We start from the raw sequence: 15,548 nt of genomic DNA, 5'->3' as shown, positions 1-15,548 counted from the left end.
AGATACTCCAGAGTCTTATAAAAGGAATGCTTGGTTTGTGATTACGCTGACATGTTCATCAGCAGGTAGCCTTGGTATGCCAAGAAGCAAACCACAAGTGCGCCACCTTCAATGCGGTTGACGCTGCGTGATTTGCCAAGCGCCATAACAACCAACAGCAAAGAAACACCGAGCATGACCCAGAAGTCACGACCCATTGCTAACTCGCTTAGAATAGAAGGGTTTAGGATGCCAGGGATACCCATAACCGCAAGGATGTTAAATACGTTAGAACCGATAATGTTACCGACAGCCATGTCATCTTCGCCCTTCATTACGCCTGCAAGTGAAGCTGCTAATTCAGGAAGGCTAGTGCCGACAGCGATAATGGTTAGACCGATAACAAGGTCACTCATGCCGAAGTATTTCGCGATAATGACCGCGTTGTTGACCAACATATCTGCAGAAATAGGCAAAACAATCAGACCAACAATCACCCACATAACGGCTTTGATGTTACTAACACCTTGAGGAATTTCAGACTCTTGTTCTTCGATAAAGGCATCGCCGTTGCTTTTTTCGCGGCGGCTGATCTGCAACATTGCAAATAAGAATGCTGCAAACAGTACGAACAGCAGAATACCTTCATAGAAGCCCAGGTAGCTATCCCACAGAAGTGCACCGGCCAGCAATGTGACACCAATCATCAAAGGCAGTTCACGGCGGATTACTGCAGAGCTAATAGAGAGCGGCTTAATCAGCGCTGTAATGCCCAGAATTAGCGCGATGTTGGCGATGTTTGAACCAAGCACGTTACCTACGGCAGTGTCCGTTTTTCCGTCAAGTGCTGCGGTTGCAGAAACCATCATTTCAGGGGCAGAAGAGCCCATTGCAAGAATCGTCATACCGATAACTAGGGGAGAGATTCCGAAGTTGCGAGCCAATGCCGCAGCACCGTAAACCAGTTTATCTGCACTCCACACCAAAAAACCTAGGCCGATAATAAGAAACGCAATCGCTTCAAGCATGATGATTCCTAAAAATTAATAAAAAATGGACAATTAACCGCTAATTTTGACGTGTTGCTAGATAAAAGGGAAGTCACGGATACAATTAATTCTGACTAAGTTGTAAAGAAAGTGCATTTGTAGAGATATTTCTCAATAGTTTCAATTCTCTGCTTGATGTTTTGATTTACTATAATTAATTGAACAGTGCTTTTAATTCTCATTCAGACTACTTATCATGAGCACAATTATTGGCGTTTTTTAGAGCAAGGACATAACAAAAGCATGCTAAAGAATGAGCTTGTGAAAGTTAAGAACCTCAGCTTTTCTCGAGGGGAACGAGTGATTTTCGATAATATCGATCTCGAAGTTCCTCAAGGAAAAGTAACGGCCATCATGGGACCATCGGGCATCGGTAAAACGACGTTGTTGCGCTTAATTGGTGGGCAGCTCCCTCCAGATCAAGGTGAAATTTGGTTTGATGGTGACAACATTCCGAGTTTATCGCGACGTAAGCTTTACCAAGCTCGTAAAAAAATGAGCATGTTGTTCCAGTCAGGGGCACTTTTTACTGATCTTAATGTCTTCGATAACGTTGCTTTTCCGCTGCGTGAACACACTGAATTAGATGAGTCTCTGATTCGCACCGTTGTGCTGCTTAAACTTGAGGCTGTTGGACTGCGTGGTGCAGCGCAGTTAATGCCGAGTGAGTTGTCTGGCGGTATGGCAAGGCGTGCGGCGCTAGCAAGAGCAATCGCTCTCGATCCCGACCTCATTATGTACGATGAACCCTTTGTTGGTCAGGACCCTATCACTATGGGTGTATTGGTTGAGCTTATTCGTAATCTTAATCAAGCGTTAGGTCTCACCTCAATTGTGGTATCGCACGATGTGCCAGAGGTGATGAGCATTGCTGATTGGGTTTACCTACTCGCCGATGGCAAAATTATTGCGAAAGGGACGCCTGAAGAGCTGCGACAAAATGCCGATCCACGAGTACAGCAATTCTTGAATGGTGAAGCGGATGGCCCAGTTCCGTTTCGTTTCCCAGCCCAAAGTTTAGAGAAGGATCTATTCTAGATGTTTGTAAATTATATCGCTGGAGTCGGTCGCCGAACATTAGCGATGTGCGAAGCATTTGGTCGCGCAAGTTTGATGTTGTCGGGCGCTTTTTTCGGTATTCCGCGCTTAAAAAACTTCCCGCTATTGGTGAAGCAGTTATATAGCGTAGGAGTTCAGTCACTGGCGATCATCGTCGTCTCTGGACTGTTTATCGGTATGGTACTCAGCTTACAAGGCTACGTGGTACTGATTGATTATGGTGCAGAAGGTAACCTCGGCCAGATGGTCGCTTTGTCACTGCTGCGTGAATTGGGTCCGGTAGTGACAGCGCTGCTTTTTGCAGGGCGAGCAGGTTCTGCTTTAACGGCTGAGATTGGCTTAATGAAGGCAACCGAGCAGATATCTAGCCTCGAAATGATGGCAGTAGACCCACTAAAGCGCGTGATCGCACCGCGGCTTTGGGCTGGCCTTATTTCAATGCCACTGTTGGCTATGATTTTTATGGCGGTTGGTATCTGGGGCGGTCAACTGGTTGGTGTGGATTGGAAAGGCATTGATCACGGCAGCTTCTGGTCGGCGATGCAGTCTTCAGTTGAGCTAGGACGAGATATTGGCAACAGCATGATCAAATGCATGGTGTTCGCAATTACCGTCACTTGGATTGCTCTGTTTAATGGCTATGACGCAATACCAACCTCGGAAGGTATTAGCCGTGCAACCACTCGCACCGTGGTGCACTCTTCTCTAGCAGTATTAGGGCTAGATTTTGTTCTTACAGCATTGATGTTCGGGAATTAATCATGCAACAAACTCGAAAATTAGAATTATGGGTCGGTAGCTTTGTTATCGCGGGAATTTGCGCAATCTTAATCATGATCTTTCAAGTCGCTGACGTGAAAGGGCTAGGTTCCAACCATACTTACACACTAAAAGCGACGTTCGATAATATCGGTAGCTTGAAAGTTCGCTCTCCGGTGAAGGTTGGTGGCGTTGTCGTTGGCCGCGTGAACAGCATTCAGCTAGATACAGAAAGTTATCTACCTGTCGTCGAGCTATCGATTGATGCGAAATATGACCAGTTTTCAGAAACCTCAAGTGCACAGATTTTGACATCAGGTTTGATTGGTGAGCAGTACATCAGCCTAGTGCCCGGCTTTGTCTTTGAAGATGAAGAGATGTTGGTTGACGGTGATGTTATCGAAGACACCAAATCTGCATTAGTATTAGAAGATCTAATTGGCCAAGTGCTTTACAGCGTTGGCGGCTCTGACGAAGCGACAACTGAGGAATAAATTCATGTTAAAAAGAGTGTTTATGATGGTCGTGGCTGTGATCTTTGCGACTAATGTTGTAGCCAAAGAGAATATTGACCAAACACAGCCTTATCAAATGATGACCCAGGTTTCTGAGGTGGCATTTAACCGTCTCAAGGTAGAGCAAGAGAGCATCAAACAAGACCCAGAGTTGTTGAAGGTGATTGTTGAAGAAGAGCTGATGCCTTATGTCAACGCACAGTACGCAGCACTAAAACTATTGGGACCAAATCTGAAAGGTGCCAAGAAAGATGACGTACTCGTCTTCATTGACGCGTTCCGTGAATACCTTGTTTCTTCTTATGCTCAAGTGCTGACACAATACACGGACCAAACTATTCAGTTTGGCCCAGAGCCAAATATCAAACCTGATAGCCGTATTACCAGCATCAAAGTCGACATCATTGATTCGCCAAGACCGAACATCAAACTTGAGTTTAAGCTGCGTAAAGATAAGAAAACCGGTGAGTGGAAAGCCTTTGATATGGTGGCTGAAGGGATCAGTCTACTCTCGAGTAAACAATCAGAGTGGAACACTAAGATTCGCCAACAAGGGATTCTTTCTGTGGCTAAAGAATTAGAGCAGTTAGCGGCGCAACCTATTCGTTTTGAGAGCTCGAAAAAATGAGTCAAACGCAATGGAGCGAGCTTAGCTCGGCCGAATTTCAGCTAAGTGGTGATTTAGACCGCGACAGCGTGCCTGCAATTTGGCGCACATTAAAGGCATGGAAAACGACAGAATCTCGCGTGCAAGTGAACCTCAACACGGTTGAGCGTATCGATTCATCAGGAATGGTGATGCTAATTCACTTAATAGAGCATGCAAAAAATCAAAACTGTCATATAATGCTCAGTTTCGTGCCAGAACAATTACGAACGTTGTTCCAATTGAGCAATATCCAGCCAATGATGGCAGAACACTTAAAAGATTAGGCAGGAGCTATTTGTGGACAGCACAAAAGTACAAGAATTATTAGCAGAGGCACTTAACCTTCAAGAGATTATCGTGAAGGGCGAAGGCAGCCATTACGAAGTTGTTGCAGTGGATGCATGTTTTGACGGCATGAACCGCGTTAAGAAGCAGCAACTGATCTACGGCCCACTAATGGAGTACATTCAACGCAATGACATCCATGCTCTTTCTATCAAGGCATACACGCCAGAAGAGTGGGAACGTGATAAGAAACTGATGTCACTTTAAGGTTTATGATGGAAAAGTTTCGAGTTATTGGATCGGATCAGCCGTTAAACGGTGAAGTGAAGATCTCTGGTGCAAAAAATGCTGCACTACCTATTTTGTTTGCTTCAATTTTGGCAGAAGAGCCCGTTGAAGTAAGTAATGTTCCTCACCTACGTGATATCGACACCACAATGGAGCTACTTAAGCGCCTAGGTGCAAAAGTGTCTCGTAACGGGAGCGTACATGTCGATGGTAGCGAAATTAACGAATTTTGCGCACCGTATGATCTAGTAAAAACAATGCGAGCTTCGATTTGGGCTTTAGGGCCACTAGTGGCGCGTTTTGGTCAAGGCCAAGTATCACTGCCTGGTGGTTGTGCGATTGGTGCTCGTCCGGTGGATCTCCATATTCACGGTTTGGAGCAGCTAGGTGCCGAGATCACTCTAGAAGACGGCTATGTAAAAGCGAATGTTGATGGTCGTCTAAAGGGCGCGCACATCGTAATGGATAAGGTGAGCGTTGGTGCGACCATTACCATTATGTGTGCAGCAACATTGGCAGAAGGCACGACTGTACTTGATAACTCAGCGCGTGAGCCTGAGATTGTCGATACTGCGGAATTCCTAAACAAGCTAGGTGCGAAGATTTCTGGCGCAGGTACAGATACCATCACAATCGAAGGTGTTGAACGCCTTGGCGGTGGTAAGCATGCTGTAGTTGCCGACCGTATCGAGACGGGCACTTTCCTAGTAGCAGCGGCTGTGTCGGGCGGTAAAGTGGTTTGTCGCAATACTAGCGCGCATCTACTTGAAGCGGCTCTTGCTAAGCTTGAAGAAGCGGGTGCTAAGATTGAAACCGGCGAAGATTGGATCAGCCTTGATATGACTGACCGTGAGCTGAAAGCAGTTAAGATTGTAACGGCTCCACACCCGGGCTTCCCAACTGATATGCAGGCTCAGTTTACGCTGCTAAACATGATGGCGAAGGGCAGTGGCGTGATCACTGAAACGATTTTCGAAAACCGTTTCATGCACATCCCTGAACTACAGCGTATGGGCGCAAAAGCTGAGATTGAAGGTAATACTGCGATTTGTGGTGAGACTGAAAAACTGAGCGGTGCTCAAGTGATGGCAACTGACCTGCGTGCGTCAGCAAGCTTAGTGATTGCTGGCTGTATCGCGCAAGGGGAAACCATTGTTGACCGTATTTATCACATCGATCGTGGCTACGATAAGATTGAAGATAAGTTATCGGCCCTTGGTGCTAACATCACGCGTTTTCGTGAATCGAGCTAAGCCTCGATACCACGACGTATGACGAGATAATAAAAAAGAAAGTCGAAACTTTGGTTTCGGCTTTTTTATTGTATTTTGCCGCTTACGACTCTGTTACCATCATGCGTAATAAAAACAGACCTAGTTAAGCGGTTGTTGAGGAACAAAATGATAGCAATATTACGTATTTTCGCTGTAGCAATATTTGCGATTTTGATGTTTGTGTTTGGTTGTGGTTACTGCTTGTTAAGCCCACGCAATCCAAAGCACGTATTTACTTTCGGCCGTTACTTTGGCCGTATGTCAAAGATTTTCGGTATCACTCTGGACTTACGTATTCCAGAAGACGCGTACTCTCGTGGTCAACACGTCTATATTGCCAATCACCAAAACAACTGGGATCTATTCACAGTTTCTTCTGCCGTTACACCTAAAGTGGTTACGGTTGGTAAGAAGAGCTTAGCTTGGATGCCACTGTTTGGTCAGCTCTACTGGCTAACGGGTAACATCCTAATTGACCGTGCCAACCGTAGCAAAGCCGTTGGTACTATCGATCAAGTTGTAAATAACCTTAAAGGTAGCGATGTATCGGTGTGGATGTTCCCTGAAGGAACTCGCTCTCGTGGTCGTGGCCTATTACCATTTAAAACCGGTGCGTTCCATGCCGCAATTGGTGCTGGCTTACCAATTATCCCAATCGTATGTAGTTCTACAGGCGGAATCAAACTGAACCGTTGGAATAATGGTCACGTTATCGTAGAGATGCTGCCACCAGTCAGCATCGAAGGTTTTGATAAGTCGAATGTGCGTGAGCTAGCAAATGAGTGCCGCGAGCAGATGAAAGCAAAACTGGCAGAGCTTGATGAAGAAGTGAAAGCTCTCAACAGCAAGTAAATCGCTTTAGCGTTTTTCAGTGACCCGTCCTGATATGGGTTGACACTTTTTAGTCAAAACGCTCGATGTACTTCATCGGGCGTTTTGTATTTTAAGGCCGTATGTGGCCTCATCTGATTATAGATTTCTACTGACTCGGCGACCATTTTTCTCGCCTGAGCAACATCTTTAGGTTTCTTCAACAAGTATTCCATTTTCAAAATACCATTTACTCTCTCTGCCAAGGCATTTTGATAGCAGTCATATCCATCAGTCATGGAACACACGATCTTGTGCCTAGAGTGTAAGTCTTGGTACTCCTTTGAACAGTACTGTGAGCCTCTATCTGAGTGATGGATTAAGCTTTCCTGATTTCGACGTTCTCTCAAAGCTCTTATAAAAGCTTGTTTTACGGCCTTCGTCTGCATGTTGTCATCCACGCTGTATCCGACGATCTTTCTGGAATAGGCATCAGTGATAAGACTGACGTAACTGTTTCCCTCATAGGTTGGAAGGTAAGTAATATCAGCAACCCACAACTGTTCCGGTCTTTCGGGCTTAAAGCCATCCTTTATTTTATTTGGGTGGCAGTAAAACCTATGATGGCTATCCGTTGTTCGATGGTAAGCACGTTTAACCTTCACAAGCAGCCGATGATGTTTAAGCAGAGAAAATAGATAATCCCGACCTACTTTCATTCCAGCTTTTTCCATCATGTACTTAAGCTTTCTCGTTCCTATTCGAGCCTGTTTGATGCGAGTTTCACGAACAAAGCTCAGAAGAGCTTTGTCACGCTGCCTGTTACGATCGTCAATAAGACACTGTTTATAATATGCTTGCCTAGATATATTGATGATTTGGCAAAATCTAGTCACCGTGAGCTGAGCTATGTTTTGCTCTTGGACGACGCACCTTTGTGCTTTTTTACGACGCGGACACCATGGTCTCGTTCCATAACTTTTACTACTTCTTCAAAGAAGTCGGCCCTCAGTTTGGTATCCTCGAGTTTCTTTTCTAACTCTTTGATACGTTGCTCTGGTGTAGGTGGTGAATTGAATTCAGACATAGGTAAACCTTTCTTCATGAATCGAGGTGTGCCCCCAGACCAATCAAGTCGACCGTGCTTTCGGAGCCACACTAATACTGTAGAACAACCTTGTATGCCGTACTTGTCTTGTGCTTGTTTGTAAGTCAGTTCACCTCGCTCGACTTGATCAACAACATCCAATTTAAAAGCGAGGGAGTAATCACATTGAGTTCGTCTAGTTATTGATTTCATAACACTCTCCAATTTTCTGCTTGGGGAGTGTCAACCTTATTTAGGACGGGTCACAGATACTAAAAAAGGTTGCCGCAGTGGCAACCTTTTTTGTATCTGGTCGAAACTATTTGCGAACAGCGATAGCTTCGATTTCGATACCAACATCTTTAGGAAGACGTGCTACTTCAACACATGAACGTGCAGGGTAGTTTGCAACGTCGTGCTCGTCGAAGAACTTACCGTAAACTTCGTTTACTGTGCCGAAGTCGTTAAGGTCTTTAACGAATACCGTTAGCTTAACAATGTCTTTTACTGTTAGACCAGACGCTTCAACAACGGCTTTAACGTTTTCTAGAGATTGACGAGCTTGTTCTGCGATGTCAGAAGACACTTCACCAGTAGCTGGGTTTACTGGGATCTGACCTGAAGTCAGTACCATGTTGCCTAGGTCAACGCCTTGTACGTATGGGCCGATTGCTGCTGGAGCTGATTCTGTGTGAAGTACTTTAGTCATTATAGGTTCCATCATTTTATTAGATAAAAAGCGAAATTCAGTGTGCCTTCAAAGCGGCATGAGGTAAAGAATAAAATACCCCGCTCAGGCGAGGTATTTCATAGTTTTCATATTCTTTACGTGCTACAAGGAGGTGTTATCTCTCTGTAACGATCTCGCGAGAGAAGACCTTTTCACAGTATTTGCACTTTAAGCGAATATCGTCATTTTTTTCAAAGATCTTAAAGCTGCTTTCGACCGGCTCATTATGAGTAATGCAGTTGGTATTTGGGCATTCAAATACATCGTTGATCTGGTCTGGTAGCTCTAGAGCCAGCTTCTTTACTACTTCGTATTCTTCAATCTGGTTCACGGTTGCGTGCGGCGCGTAAAGTGCTAGCTTGTTCGCTTGCTCTTCTGTCACGAACACATTCTCAATCTTCAGTAGGTCTTTGCCACCTAGAGCAGAAGAAGGAAGGTTAAGGCCGATAGTCACGCGCTGGTGAGAGTTATGCAGATCAAACAGCTTTAATACCTTGATACCCACGTTTGCTGGAATATGGTCGATTACCGTGCCGTTTTTGATCGCTTCAACTTTTAACTGAGTTCCTTTAGACATGATATCTCTCCTATTACAGCGTTTCGTTAAGAACAAGGGCGAGCAGTGCTTCACGTGCGTAAACACCATTCTCAGCTTGCTGGAAGTAGTAAGCGTGTGGCGTTTTATCGACGTCGATAGTGATTTCATCGACGCGTGGTAGCGGGTGAAGGACCTTAAGGTTTTCTCTTGCCCCTTCAAGTAGCGCAGCCGTTAAGATATAAGCAGATTTAATATGCGCATATTCAGACTCATCGAAACGCTCTTTTTGTACACGCGTCATGTACAAGACATCCAGTTCTGGAATCACAGAGTCCATATCAGTCAGAAGTTGGTACTCAATGCCAGCCTCGTCTAACTCTTCACAGATGTAGTCTGGCATGGCTAGAGCTTCAGGAGCGATGAAGTAGAAACGGATGTTATTGAACTTAGCTAAAGCTTGAGTCAGAGAGTGAACGGTACGGCCGTACTTTAGGTCGCCGACGAACGCGACGTTAAGGTTATCAAGACGGCCTTGTGTTTCGGCGATAGAGAATAGGTCTAAAAGCGTTTGCGTTGGATGTTGGTTAGCACCGTCACCTGCGTTAATTACCGGCACGCCGTTAGAGAACTCAGAAGCCAGTCGTGCTGCACCTTCTTGAGGATGGCGCATCACATAAGCGTCTACATATGAAGAGATAACTTGTACAGAGTCAGCTAGGGTTTCACCTTTCTTCGCTAGAGAGGTGTTACCGCCGCTATCAAAACCGATCACGTCGCCACCGATACGTTGGATCGCCGTTTCGAAAGAGAGACGAGTTCGTGTTGAAGGTTCAAAGAAACAACTCGCGACAACTTTGTTTTTTATCAGCTCAGGATTCGGCTCCGCTTTTAGCTGACCAGCTGTTTGAACAATCAATTCTAGCTCTTCACGAGAAAGCTCTGGAATTGAGATGATGTGCTTTTTATAGAGCGAGTTCGCCATGATCTTCTTCCCCACAATAATGTAATGACCATAAAAAAGCCCCCCATAATGGGAGGCTTTAAAAAGAGGTTTCTGAGCAGAATAGACGACCTTGTAAGCCAGCCAGCTTACGTGCAATATTCAACGATGTCATAATATTGATAGGTGTCATTTTCACTACTCTCAGACAAATTGCCGAGAATTATACGCTTTCAATTTGTGAGCGCAAGCGATTACATCAACCTTTTATTGTTATGATATTAATGGCCTATCCAAGCGTAGCAACCATCACCGCTTTGATGGTGTGCATGCGGTTCTCTGCTTCATCAAAGACAATCGAGTAATCTGACTCAAAGACTTCATCGGTCACTTCCAGTCCATTCATACCGTACTTATCAGCGACTTGCTGACCAATTACAGTTTCGTTGTTGTGGAATGCAGGTAAGCAGTGCATAAACTTCACTTGTGGGTTTCCAGTAAGCTTAATCACATCCATATTAACTTGGTAAGGTTTCATCACCGCAACACGCTCATCCCAAGCTTCAGGAGACTCACCCATAGAAACCCATACATCAGTATATAAGTAGTCACAGCCTTTCACGCCCTCAGGCACGTCTTCTGTTAAGGTGATTTTCGCGCCTGTTGTCTGTGCGATAGTTTGGCACTCCTCAACTAGCTGCTCTTCAGGCCAGAAGGCTTTCGGAGCCACGAGACGAATGTCCATCCCCATTTTTGCCGCGCCAACTAATAGTGAATTACCCATGTTGTTACGTGCATCACCTAGGTAAGCAAAGCTGATCTGGTGCAGCTGTTTTCCACGGCCATGTTCTAGCATGGTCAGGAAGTCAGCCAAGATCTGAGTTGGGTGGAACTCATCAGTGAGGCCATTCCAAACAGGAACACCCGCGTAGGCACCTAAATCTTCAACAATACTCTGACCAAAGCCACGATATTCAATACCATCGTACATACGGCCCAGTACGCGAGCCGTATCTTTCATTGATTCCTTTTGACCGATTTGGGAGCCAGATGGCCCGATGTAAGAGACTTGAGCTCCTTGATCAAATGCGGCAACTTCAAAGGCACATCGAGTACGAGTAGAGGCTTTTTCAAAGATCAGTGCGATGTTTTTACCGAGCAGTTTTTTCTGTTCAGTGCCTGCATACTTAGCTTTCTTTAGATCTGCTGACAGATCCAGTAAGAATTGAATTTCTTTTGGAGTAAAGTCGAGCAATTTTAGAAAGTTACGATTGCGAAGATTAAAAGCCATATCCCGCTCCTTGAGCAAATAGAATCAATGAAGGCTTTAGTTAAACATAAAAATGCTATATTTGTGAATATTTATTTTGTTAATTTAATAAAAAAGGCCAAGCACATATTGGCTGACCTTTTAAGAGGGGAAGGGAGGAAGTTGAAATTAGATGCCGTCACGCTCGATTGGGCAACTCATACAACGAGCACCACCACGTCCACGCCCCAGTTCATTGCCTGGTATTGTTAGAACCTCGATACCCGCTTTGTCATACTTCTCATTGGTATAAACATTGCGCTCGTAGCCAATTACTGTACCTGGTTTTACAGTTAAAACGTTGTTCGCGTCGTTCCACTGCTCACGCTCTGCTTCGTAGTTGTCACCGCCTGTGGTGATGATCTTCAGCTGATCCAGTCCCAGTGCGCCTTCGATGGCTGATAAGTAGTTATCCGCTTTTTCAACTCGCATCTCACCATTCTCTTTTGGTGTGAGGCGCCATGTATCAAGATCTTTGCGTACGATCTCTGGGTACACAGAGAAGGTATCAATATCCATGTGCGTCATTACGGTATCTAAGTGCATGCACGAACGGTGTTTAGGTAGGTCGATCGCGATGACTTCTTTTGCTTGGCCTGATTTGAATAGGCTCGCGGCAAGGTTTTCTACGCCTTGCGGCTTAGTTCGCTCGGAGATACCGATAAGAACCGCACCTTTACCAATCACCAATACGTCACCGCCTTCAATATTCGCGTTGTCGTAGTGAAGGTCTTCATCGCCAAAGTACTTAATGAAATCTTGGCCTGCGAACACTGGGTGCCAACGGTAGATTGCACGCAGGTGGTTAGTTTCACGCTGACGCGCTGGTTTCATCATTGGGTTAAGTGACACACCACCATATACCCAGCAAGAGGTGTCACGGGTAAATAGGTGGTTTGGTAACGGCTCAATCACAAAATCTAACGGGCGGTGCATCTTTGGCAGCATCGACGATGAAGCAATGGGCAACTCTGAATAAGCCAAACCGCCAAGCAAGATGGTGGCGAGGTGTTCGTTATCCATTTGTGCTAAGTAATTTCTTAGGTCGCGCGCAAAGGTTGGGCCATAGCGGAAATCTGAAATTTGGGTATTGAGTAGCCACTCACGAGCTTCAGAAACATCCAGTGTTTCGACCAATAGGTCGTGCAGCAATAACACCTCGACACCTTGGTTGCGAAGTGTTGATGCGAAGGCATCGTGTTCTTCACCCGCAGCTTCAACCGCTAGTACATCATCAAAAAGAAGTTCGTGACAGTTTGAAGGGGTGAGGTGGGTGAGTGCTCTTTCTGGTCGATTTAATAGAACTCGTCTTAATTGACCGACTTCGGAGCCAACGTACAGCTTACTCATTTTGCATCCTTACTTTTAATCCAGCGTCTATTTATGACAAGCTTGATCGCATTATGCAAGCTCAGTGAAAGATAGAAAAAATAGGTTATTTGGTTATATTTGGATGAAAATTCTGATATTTATCTGCATTTGTTGTTTTTTGGCTATTTTCCACGCTGAGAGGCAAATCATCGATTTCTGCGTTTCTATGCTGCTATTGAACTAGGGAATAGAAATTAAAATCAGCTGTATAGTGACTTTTTATTCACTAATATGCACTTTAATTGAATAGAGCGAAATCTTATGCAAGTCACGGAAATTGTATGTATGCATTCACAGTGATTAATCAGGCATTTCAAATCAAACACAACCTGATCAGCAGATGAAATGAAATGCTAAAAGCGCTTTTGGTTAATAATATGTTGAATATTTGTTTCTGTGATTGCGATTTTACTTTTGGCTCTGTTTGAGTGTCTTTAATAAGGGATAAAGTTTGCTGTTGCCCGATGATCTAGGTGGCTTTTCTGCGCGATCCATGCCATATTTCGTGGCAATCAAATTTGATCCTTTCATAGTCAACACTCTGGAGCAGAAACATGTCTCACGAAGATGAATATCTATCAGTAGAAGAATTAATTGAGATTCAAAAGGAAGAGACTCGCGATATCATTGCAGCATTGATCGAAGACGGTAGCGATCCTGATGCACTTTACGAAATTGAGCACCACCTATTTGCTGAAGATTTCGATGTACTTGAGAAAGCGGTTGTTGAAGCGTTCAAGATGGGCTTTGAAGTATTAGAAGCAGAAGAGACAGAAGACGAAGATGGCAACAAGCTGCTTTGCTGCGATGCGACTATGCAGTCGGCTCTTAATGCAGAAGCGATTGACGAGCAAGTTGAGAAGCTGGTTAATCTAGCAGAAAAATTTGACATCATTTACGACGGTTGGGGCACTTACTACGAAGGCGAAGATGCTATCTACCCACAAGATGATGAAGACGAAGAGTAATCTCGTTACTGAATTGAAAAATACCAGCATATAATTGCTGGTATTTTTTTGTCCGTATAAAAATCAATGTCTTTATGTGCGTGTATTCATTATAATGCGGTCAAAATTGATCTAGCTCAAGGAATGATATGCGGTTGCTACTTGATGGTCTTTGGCAAATATCGCCACTTACCGATCTCTCTATTCCCCAAGACGACATTACTTTCCCAGCACCGCTGAGCGCAAAACTCCCAGACACGCTAAGTGAAGAAGAGATTGCGGCTCAAGAGTGGCACTTAATGCACGACATCGAAGTCGATGACGCCATGTTGGCGTGTCTCTTGGTTGAGCTAGTGATGGCTGGTGTCGACTACTTTGCCGAGGTTCGCCTTAATGGTGTGGCCGTGTTCGATTGTGACGGCAGTCAGGAAGAGTACCGCAAAGATATCCGCCCATATATGCAATCAGGCCGTAATCGCTTTGAGATCTTATTCCTTGAGGAAGAAGAAGGGTTATTGTTGGAAGAGGACATGGAAGAGGTCGCGCTAACAACGCCTGTTGCTAAATCTGATTCACGTATTGGGATTTGGCAGGCTCCTTACCTACAGTTTGTTCGCCATACCAAACTAGAACAGGTGGTTACAGAGCAGATCTGGCACCATGGTGGTGGCTGTGAGTTCAAGGTCGATGTGATTTACCAGACTCTCAAATCTGGGTTAGTGTCAGCATCGATCAAATTCAATGGGATGACATTAGTGATGCCGATTGATGTGCGGGCTGACCACACCGGTGTGGTTTTTCAGGTTGAAGCACCAGTGATATTTGACATCAATAAGCCCAACCCTAAGCACTTGTATGAGTTAGAGGTTGAGCTTGATGGACAAAAAGAGAGCTCTTTTGTTGCTCTTAACCCAGCTTCTTGTGTGAGCAACTTTCTGCGCTAATCTCGATAGGAGGTAACTTGGTTATCTCCTAAATTAAAGCGCTTTGGCCATAACAATTTCGCATGCGTCATGGCCGGTCTCTCCCCAAGCGCCGTCTAAGTGCTCAAAACCTAAAGACTCATACAGCTTAATAGCTGCTCCCAAACACTCCGTTGTCTCTAGATACATCTGCTTGTACCCTTGTTGCTTCGCTAGCTGAAGACTTAGGGCAACAATACGTTTGGCCAGACCTTGACCACGCGTCTGCTCTAAGAAGTACATCTTTTGTAGTTCACACACTTCAGGCTTACCTGCTAATGGTGCAAAGCCGCCACCACCAACAATCTGACATTGGTACTCGATGACCCAATACATCGCATTGTCTTGGGCGTAGACAGAATACATATCATCCAGAGTTGGATCGGCAACGCCATATCCTTTATCAGCCGTTAAGCCATGCTCAGCCGACACCTGTCGAATAACCTTAGCGACTTGCGAGTTATCGGCTTGTGTCATCGGGCGGAGCACAAATTCATCCGCTTGGCAGACTTTTGTTAGGCCTTTGAGGTATGCCTCTAAGCCTTGTTTGAGCTGTTGCTGTTCGTTCTCATCGATCACCTTTAACAGGTCATCAAAGAAGCTATCTTGCTGTTGATCGAGTTGAGATAAGGTAGATGCACCAATATCAGTCAGCGTGATATTTTGGCTGCGCTTGTCGCGCGGATTTTCAATACTTACTACGAGGCCAAGCTTGCTTAACCCAGTCACAGTGCGACTTGCATTCGATTTGTCGACATTCAGTCGTTGTGCCAGTTGATTGATGGTTAATGGTTGCAGCTGGATCTCTCCAAGTGCATGTGCCTGTACCGGAGTGAGCGCTATCTCGCCACACTGTTTATCAAGCATCCCCAGCAAACGTACCGCTTGGCGAGAATAATGTCTTAGTTGACGAGCATTCACTATTATTAACCTCTCAAAATAAAGTTGCGCACCGCAATTAAATTAATTGCGGTGCGCAACTTTGTCAAGGGCAGCC

Annotated in this window: 18 protein-coding genes; 10 read left to right on the top strand and 8 right to left on the bottom strand. The window is 45.0% G+C overall.

Features of this window, described 5'->3' with window-relative positions:
* Positions 1-41 precede the first annotated feature (41 nt).
* Positions 42-1,007, bottom strand: coding sequence for a calcium/sodium antiporter (locus tag vsple_RS12320; protein ID WP_255229835.1), 966 nt, complete (start codon positions 1,005-1,007; stop codon positions 42-44).
* 264 nt (positions 1,008-1,271) lie between these two features.
* Between vsple_RS12320 and mlaF the strand changes: the two genes are divergently transcribed.
* The 8 genes from mlaF (at position 1,272) to vsple_RS12280 (ending at position 6,709) form a co-directional block, all read left to right on the top strand.
* Positions 1,272-2,066, top strand: coding sequence for a phospholipid ABC transporter ATP-binding protein MlaF (gene mlaF, locus vsple_RS12315; RefSeq protein WP_261882135.1), 795 nt, complete (start codon positions 1,272-1,274; stop codon positions 2,064-2,066).
* The gene (gene mlaE / locus vsple_RS12310; RefSeq protein WP_255229837.1) at positions 2,067-2,846 is read left to right on the top strand and encodes a lipid asymmetry maintenance ABC transporter permease subunit MlaE; all 780 of its coding nucleotides are present in this window, start codon (positions 2,067-2,069) and stop codon (positions 2,844-2,846) included.
* 2 nt (positions 2,847-2,848) lie between these two features.
* On the top strand, positions 2,849-3,340 hold the full coding sequence (gene mlaD / locus vsple_RS12305; RefSeq protein WP_255229838.1) for an outer membrane lipid asymmetry maintenance protein MlaD: 492 nt from the start codon (positions 2,849-2,851) through the stop codon (positions 3,338-3,340).
* Positions 3,341-3,362: 22 nt separating this feature from the next.
* The gene (locus tag vsple_RS12300) at positions 3,363-3,989 is read left to right on the top strand and encodes an ABC transporter substrate-binding protein (protein ID WP_420833805.1); all 627 of its coding nucleotides are present in this window, start codon (positions 3,363-3,365) and stop codon (positions 3,987-3,989) included.
* On the top strand, positions 3,986-4,294 hold the full coding sequence (locus vsple_RS12295) for an STAS domain-containing protein (protein WP_261882133.1): 309 nt from the start codon (positions 3,986-3,988) through the stop codon (positions 4,292-4,294). Before vsple_RS12300 ends, vsple_RS12295 begins: the two co-directional genes overlap by 4 nt.
* Before the next feature lie 13 nt (positions 4,295-4,307).
* The gene (ibaG, locus tag vsple_RS12290) at positions 4,308-4,562 is read left to right on the top strand and encodes a BolA family iron metabolism protein IbaG (protein WP_032553259.1); all 255 of its coding nucleotides are present in this window, start codon (positions 4,308-4,310) and stop codon (positions 4,560-4,562) included.
* Between the two features lie 8 nt (positions 4,563-4,570).
* A complete protein-coding gene (gene murA, locus vsple_RS12285) occupies positions 4,571-5,836 on the top strand; it encodes a UDP-N-acetylglucosamine 1-carboxyvinyltransferase (RefSeq protein ID WP_261883169.1) in 1,266 nt (421 codons plus the stop codon).
* A gap of 147 nt (positions 5,837-5,983) precedes the next feature.
* A complete protein-coding gene (locus vsple_RS12280; protein WP_255229844.1) occupies positions 5,984-6,709 on the top strand; it encodes a 1-acylglycerol-3-phosphate O-acyltransferase in 726 nt (241 codons plus the stop codon).
* A gap of 53 nt (positions 6,710-6,762) precedes the next feature.
* Here vsple_RS12280 and vsple_RS12275 read toward each other — a convergent pair.
* The 6 genes from vsple_RS12275 to arcA form a co-directional block, all read right to left on the bottom strand.
* Positions 6,763-7,967, bottom strand: a protein-coding gene (locus vsple_RS12275) for an IS3 family transposase (RefSeq protein ID WP_261881532.1) whose coding sequence is annotated in 2 segments (ribosomal slippage) — positions 6,763-7,598 and positions 7,598-7,967 — 1,206 coding nt in all. Because the reading frame shifts where the segments join, the coding sequence is not laid out codon by codon here.
* 106 nt (positions 7,968-8,073) lie between these two features.
* A complete protein-coding gene (locus vsple_RS12270; RefSeq protein WP_032553255.1) occupies positions 8,074-8,463 on the bottom strand; it encodes a RidA family protein in 390 nt (129 codons plus the stop codon).
* A 136-nt stretch (positions 8,464-8,599) separates the two neighbouring features.
* A complete protein-coding gene (pyrI, locus tag vsple_RS12265; RefSeq protein WP_032553254.1) occupies positions 8,600-9,061 on the bottom strand; it encodes an aspartate carbamoyltransferase regulatory subunit in 462 nt (153 codons plus the stop codon).
* A gap of 13 nt (positions 9,062-9,074) precedes the next feature.
* Complete coding sequence (gene pyrB, locus vsple_RS12260) at positions 9,075-10,004, bottom strand: aspartate carbamoyltransferase (RefSeq protein ID WP_032553253.1); 930 nt, start codon at positions 10,002-10,004, stop codon at positions 9,075-9,077.
* Between the two features lie 247 nt (positions 10,005-10,251).
* Positions 10,252-11,253 (bottom strand): ornithine carbamoyltransferase, encoded by a 1,002-nt coding sequence (locus vsple_RS12255; protein WP_261882132.1) that lies wholly within the window; start codon positions 11,251-11,253, stop codon positions 10,252-10,254.
* A 147-nt stretch (positions 11,254-11,400) separates the two neighbouring features.
* Positions 11,401-12,621, bottom strand: a complete 1,221-nt coding sequence (gene arcA / locus vsple_RS12250; RefSeq protein WP_032553249.1) for an arginine deiminase — start codon at positions 12,619-12,621, stop codon at positions 11,401-11,403.
* A 575-nt stretch (positions 12,622-13,196) separates the two neighbouring features.
* Here arcA and rraB point away from each other — a divergent pair.
* The gene (gene rraB / locus vsple_RS12245) at positions 13,197-13,610 is read left to right on the top strand and encodes a ribonuclease E inhibitor RraB (RefSeq protein WP_032553248.1); all 414 of its coding nucleotides are present in this window, start codon (positions 13,197-13,199) and stop codon (positions 13,608-13,610) included.
* Positions 13,611-13,738: 128 nt separating this feature from the next.
* The gene (locus tag vsple_RS12240; RefSeq protein ID WP_261882131.1) at positions 13,739-14,533 is read left to right on the top strand and encodes a glycosyl hydrolase 2 galactose-binding domain-containing protein; all 795 of its coding nucleotides are present in this window, start codon (positions 13,739-13,741) and stop codon (positions 14,531-14,533) included.
* Between the two features lie 33 nt (positions 14,534-14,566).
* On the opposite strand, the gene vsple_RS12235 is transcribed toward vsple_RS12240, so the two are convergent.
* Positions 14,567-15,472, bottom strand: coding sequence for a bifunctional helix-turn-helix transcriptional regulator/GNAT family N-acetyltransferase (locus tag vsple_RS12235; RefSeq protein ID WP_261882130.1), 906 nt, complete (start codon positions 15,470-15,472; stop codon positions 14,567-14,569).
* Positions 15,473-15,548: the final 76 nt, after the last annotated feature.

This window comes from Vibrio pelagius (assembly GCF_024347575.1).
In the GTDB taxonomy this organism is placed as follows: domain Bacteria; phylum Pseudomonadota; class Gammaproteobacteria; order Enterobacterales; family Vibrionaceae; genus Vibrio; species Vibrio pelagius.
The sequence above is the reverse complement of the archived record's forward strand: the minus strand, read 5'-3'. Positions and strand labels throughout refer to the sequence as shown.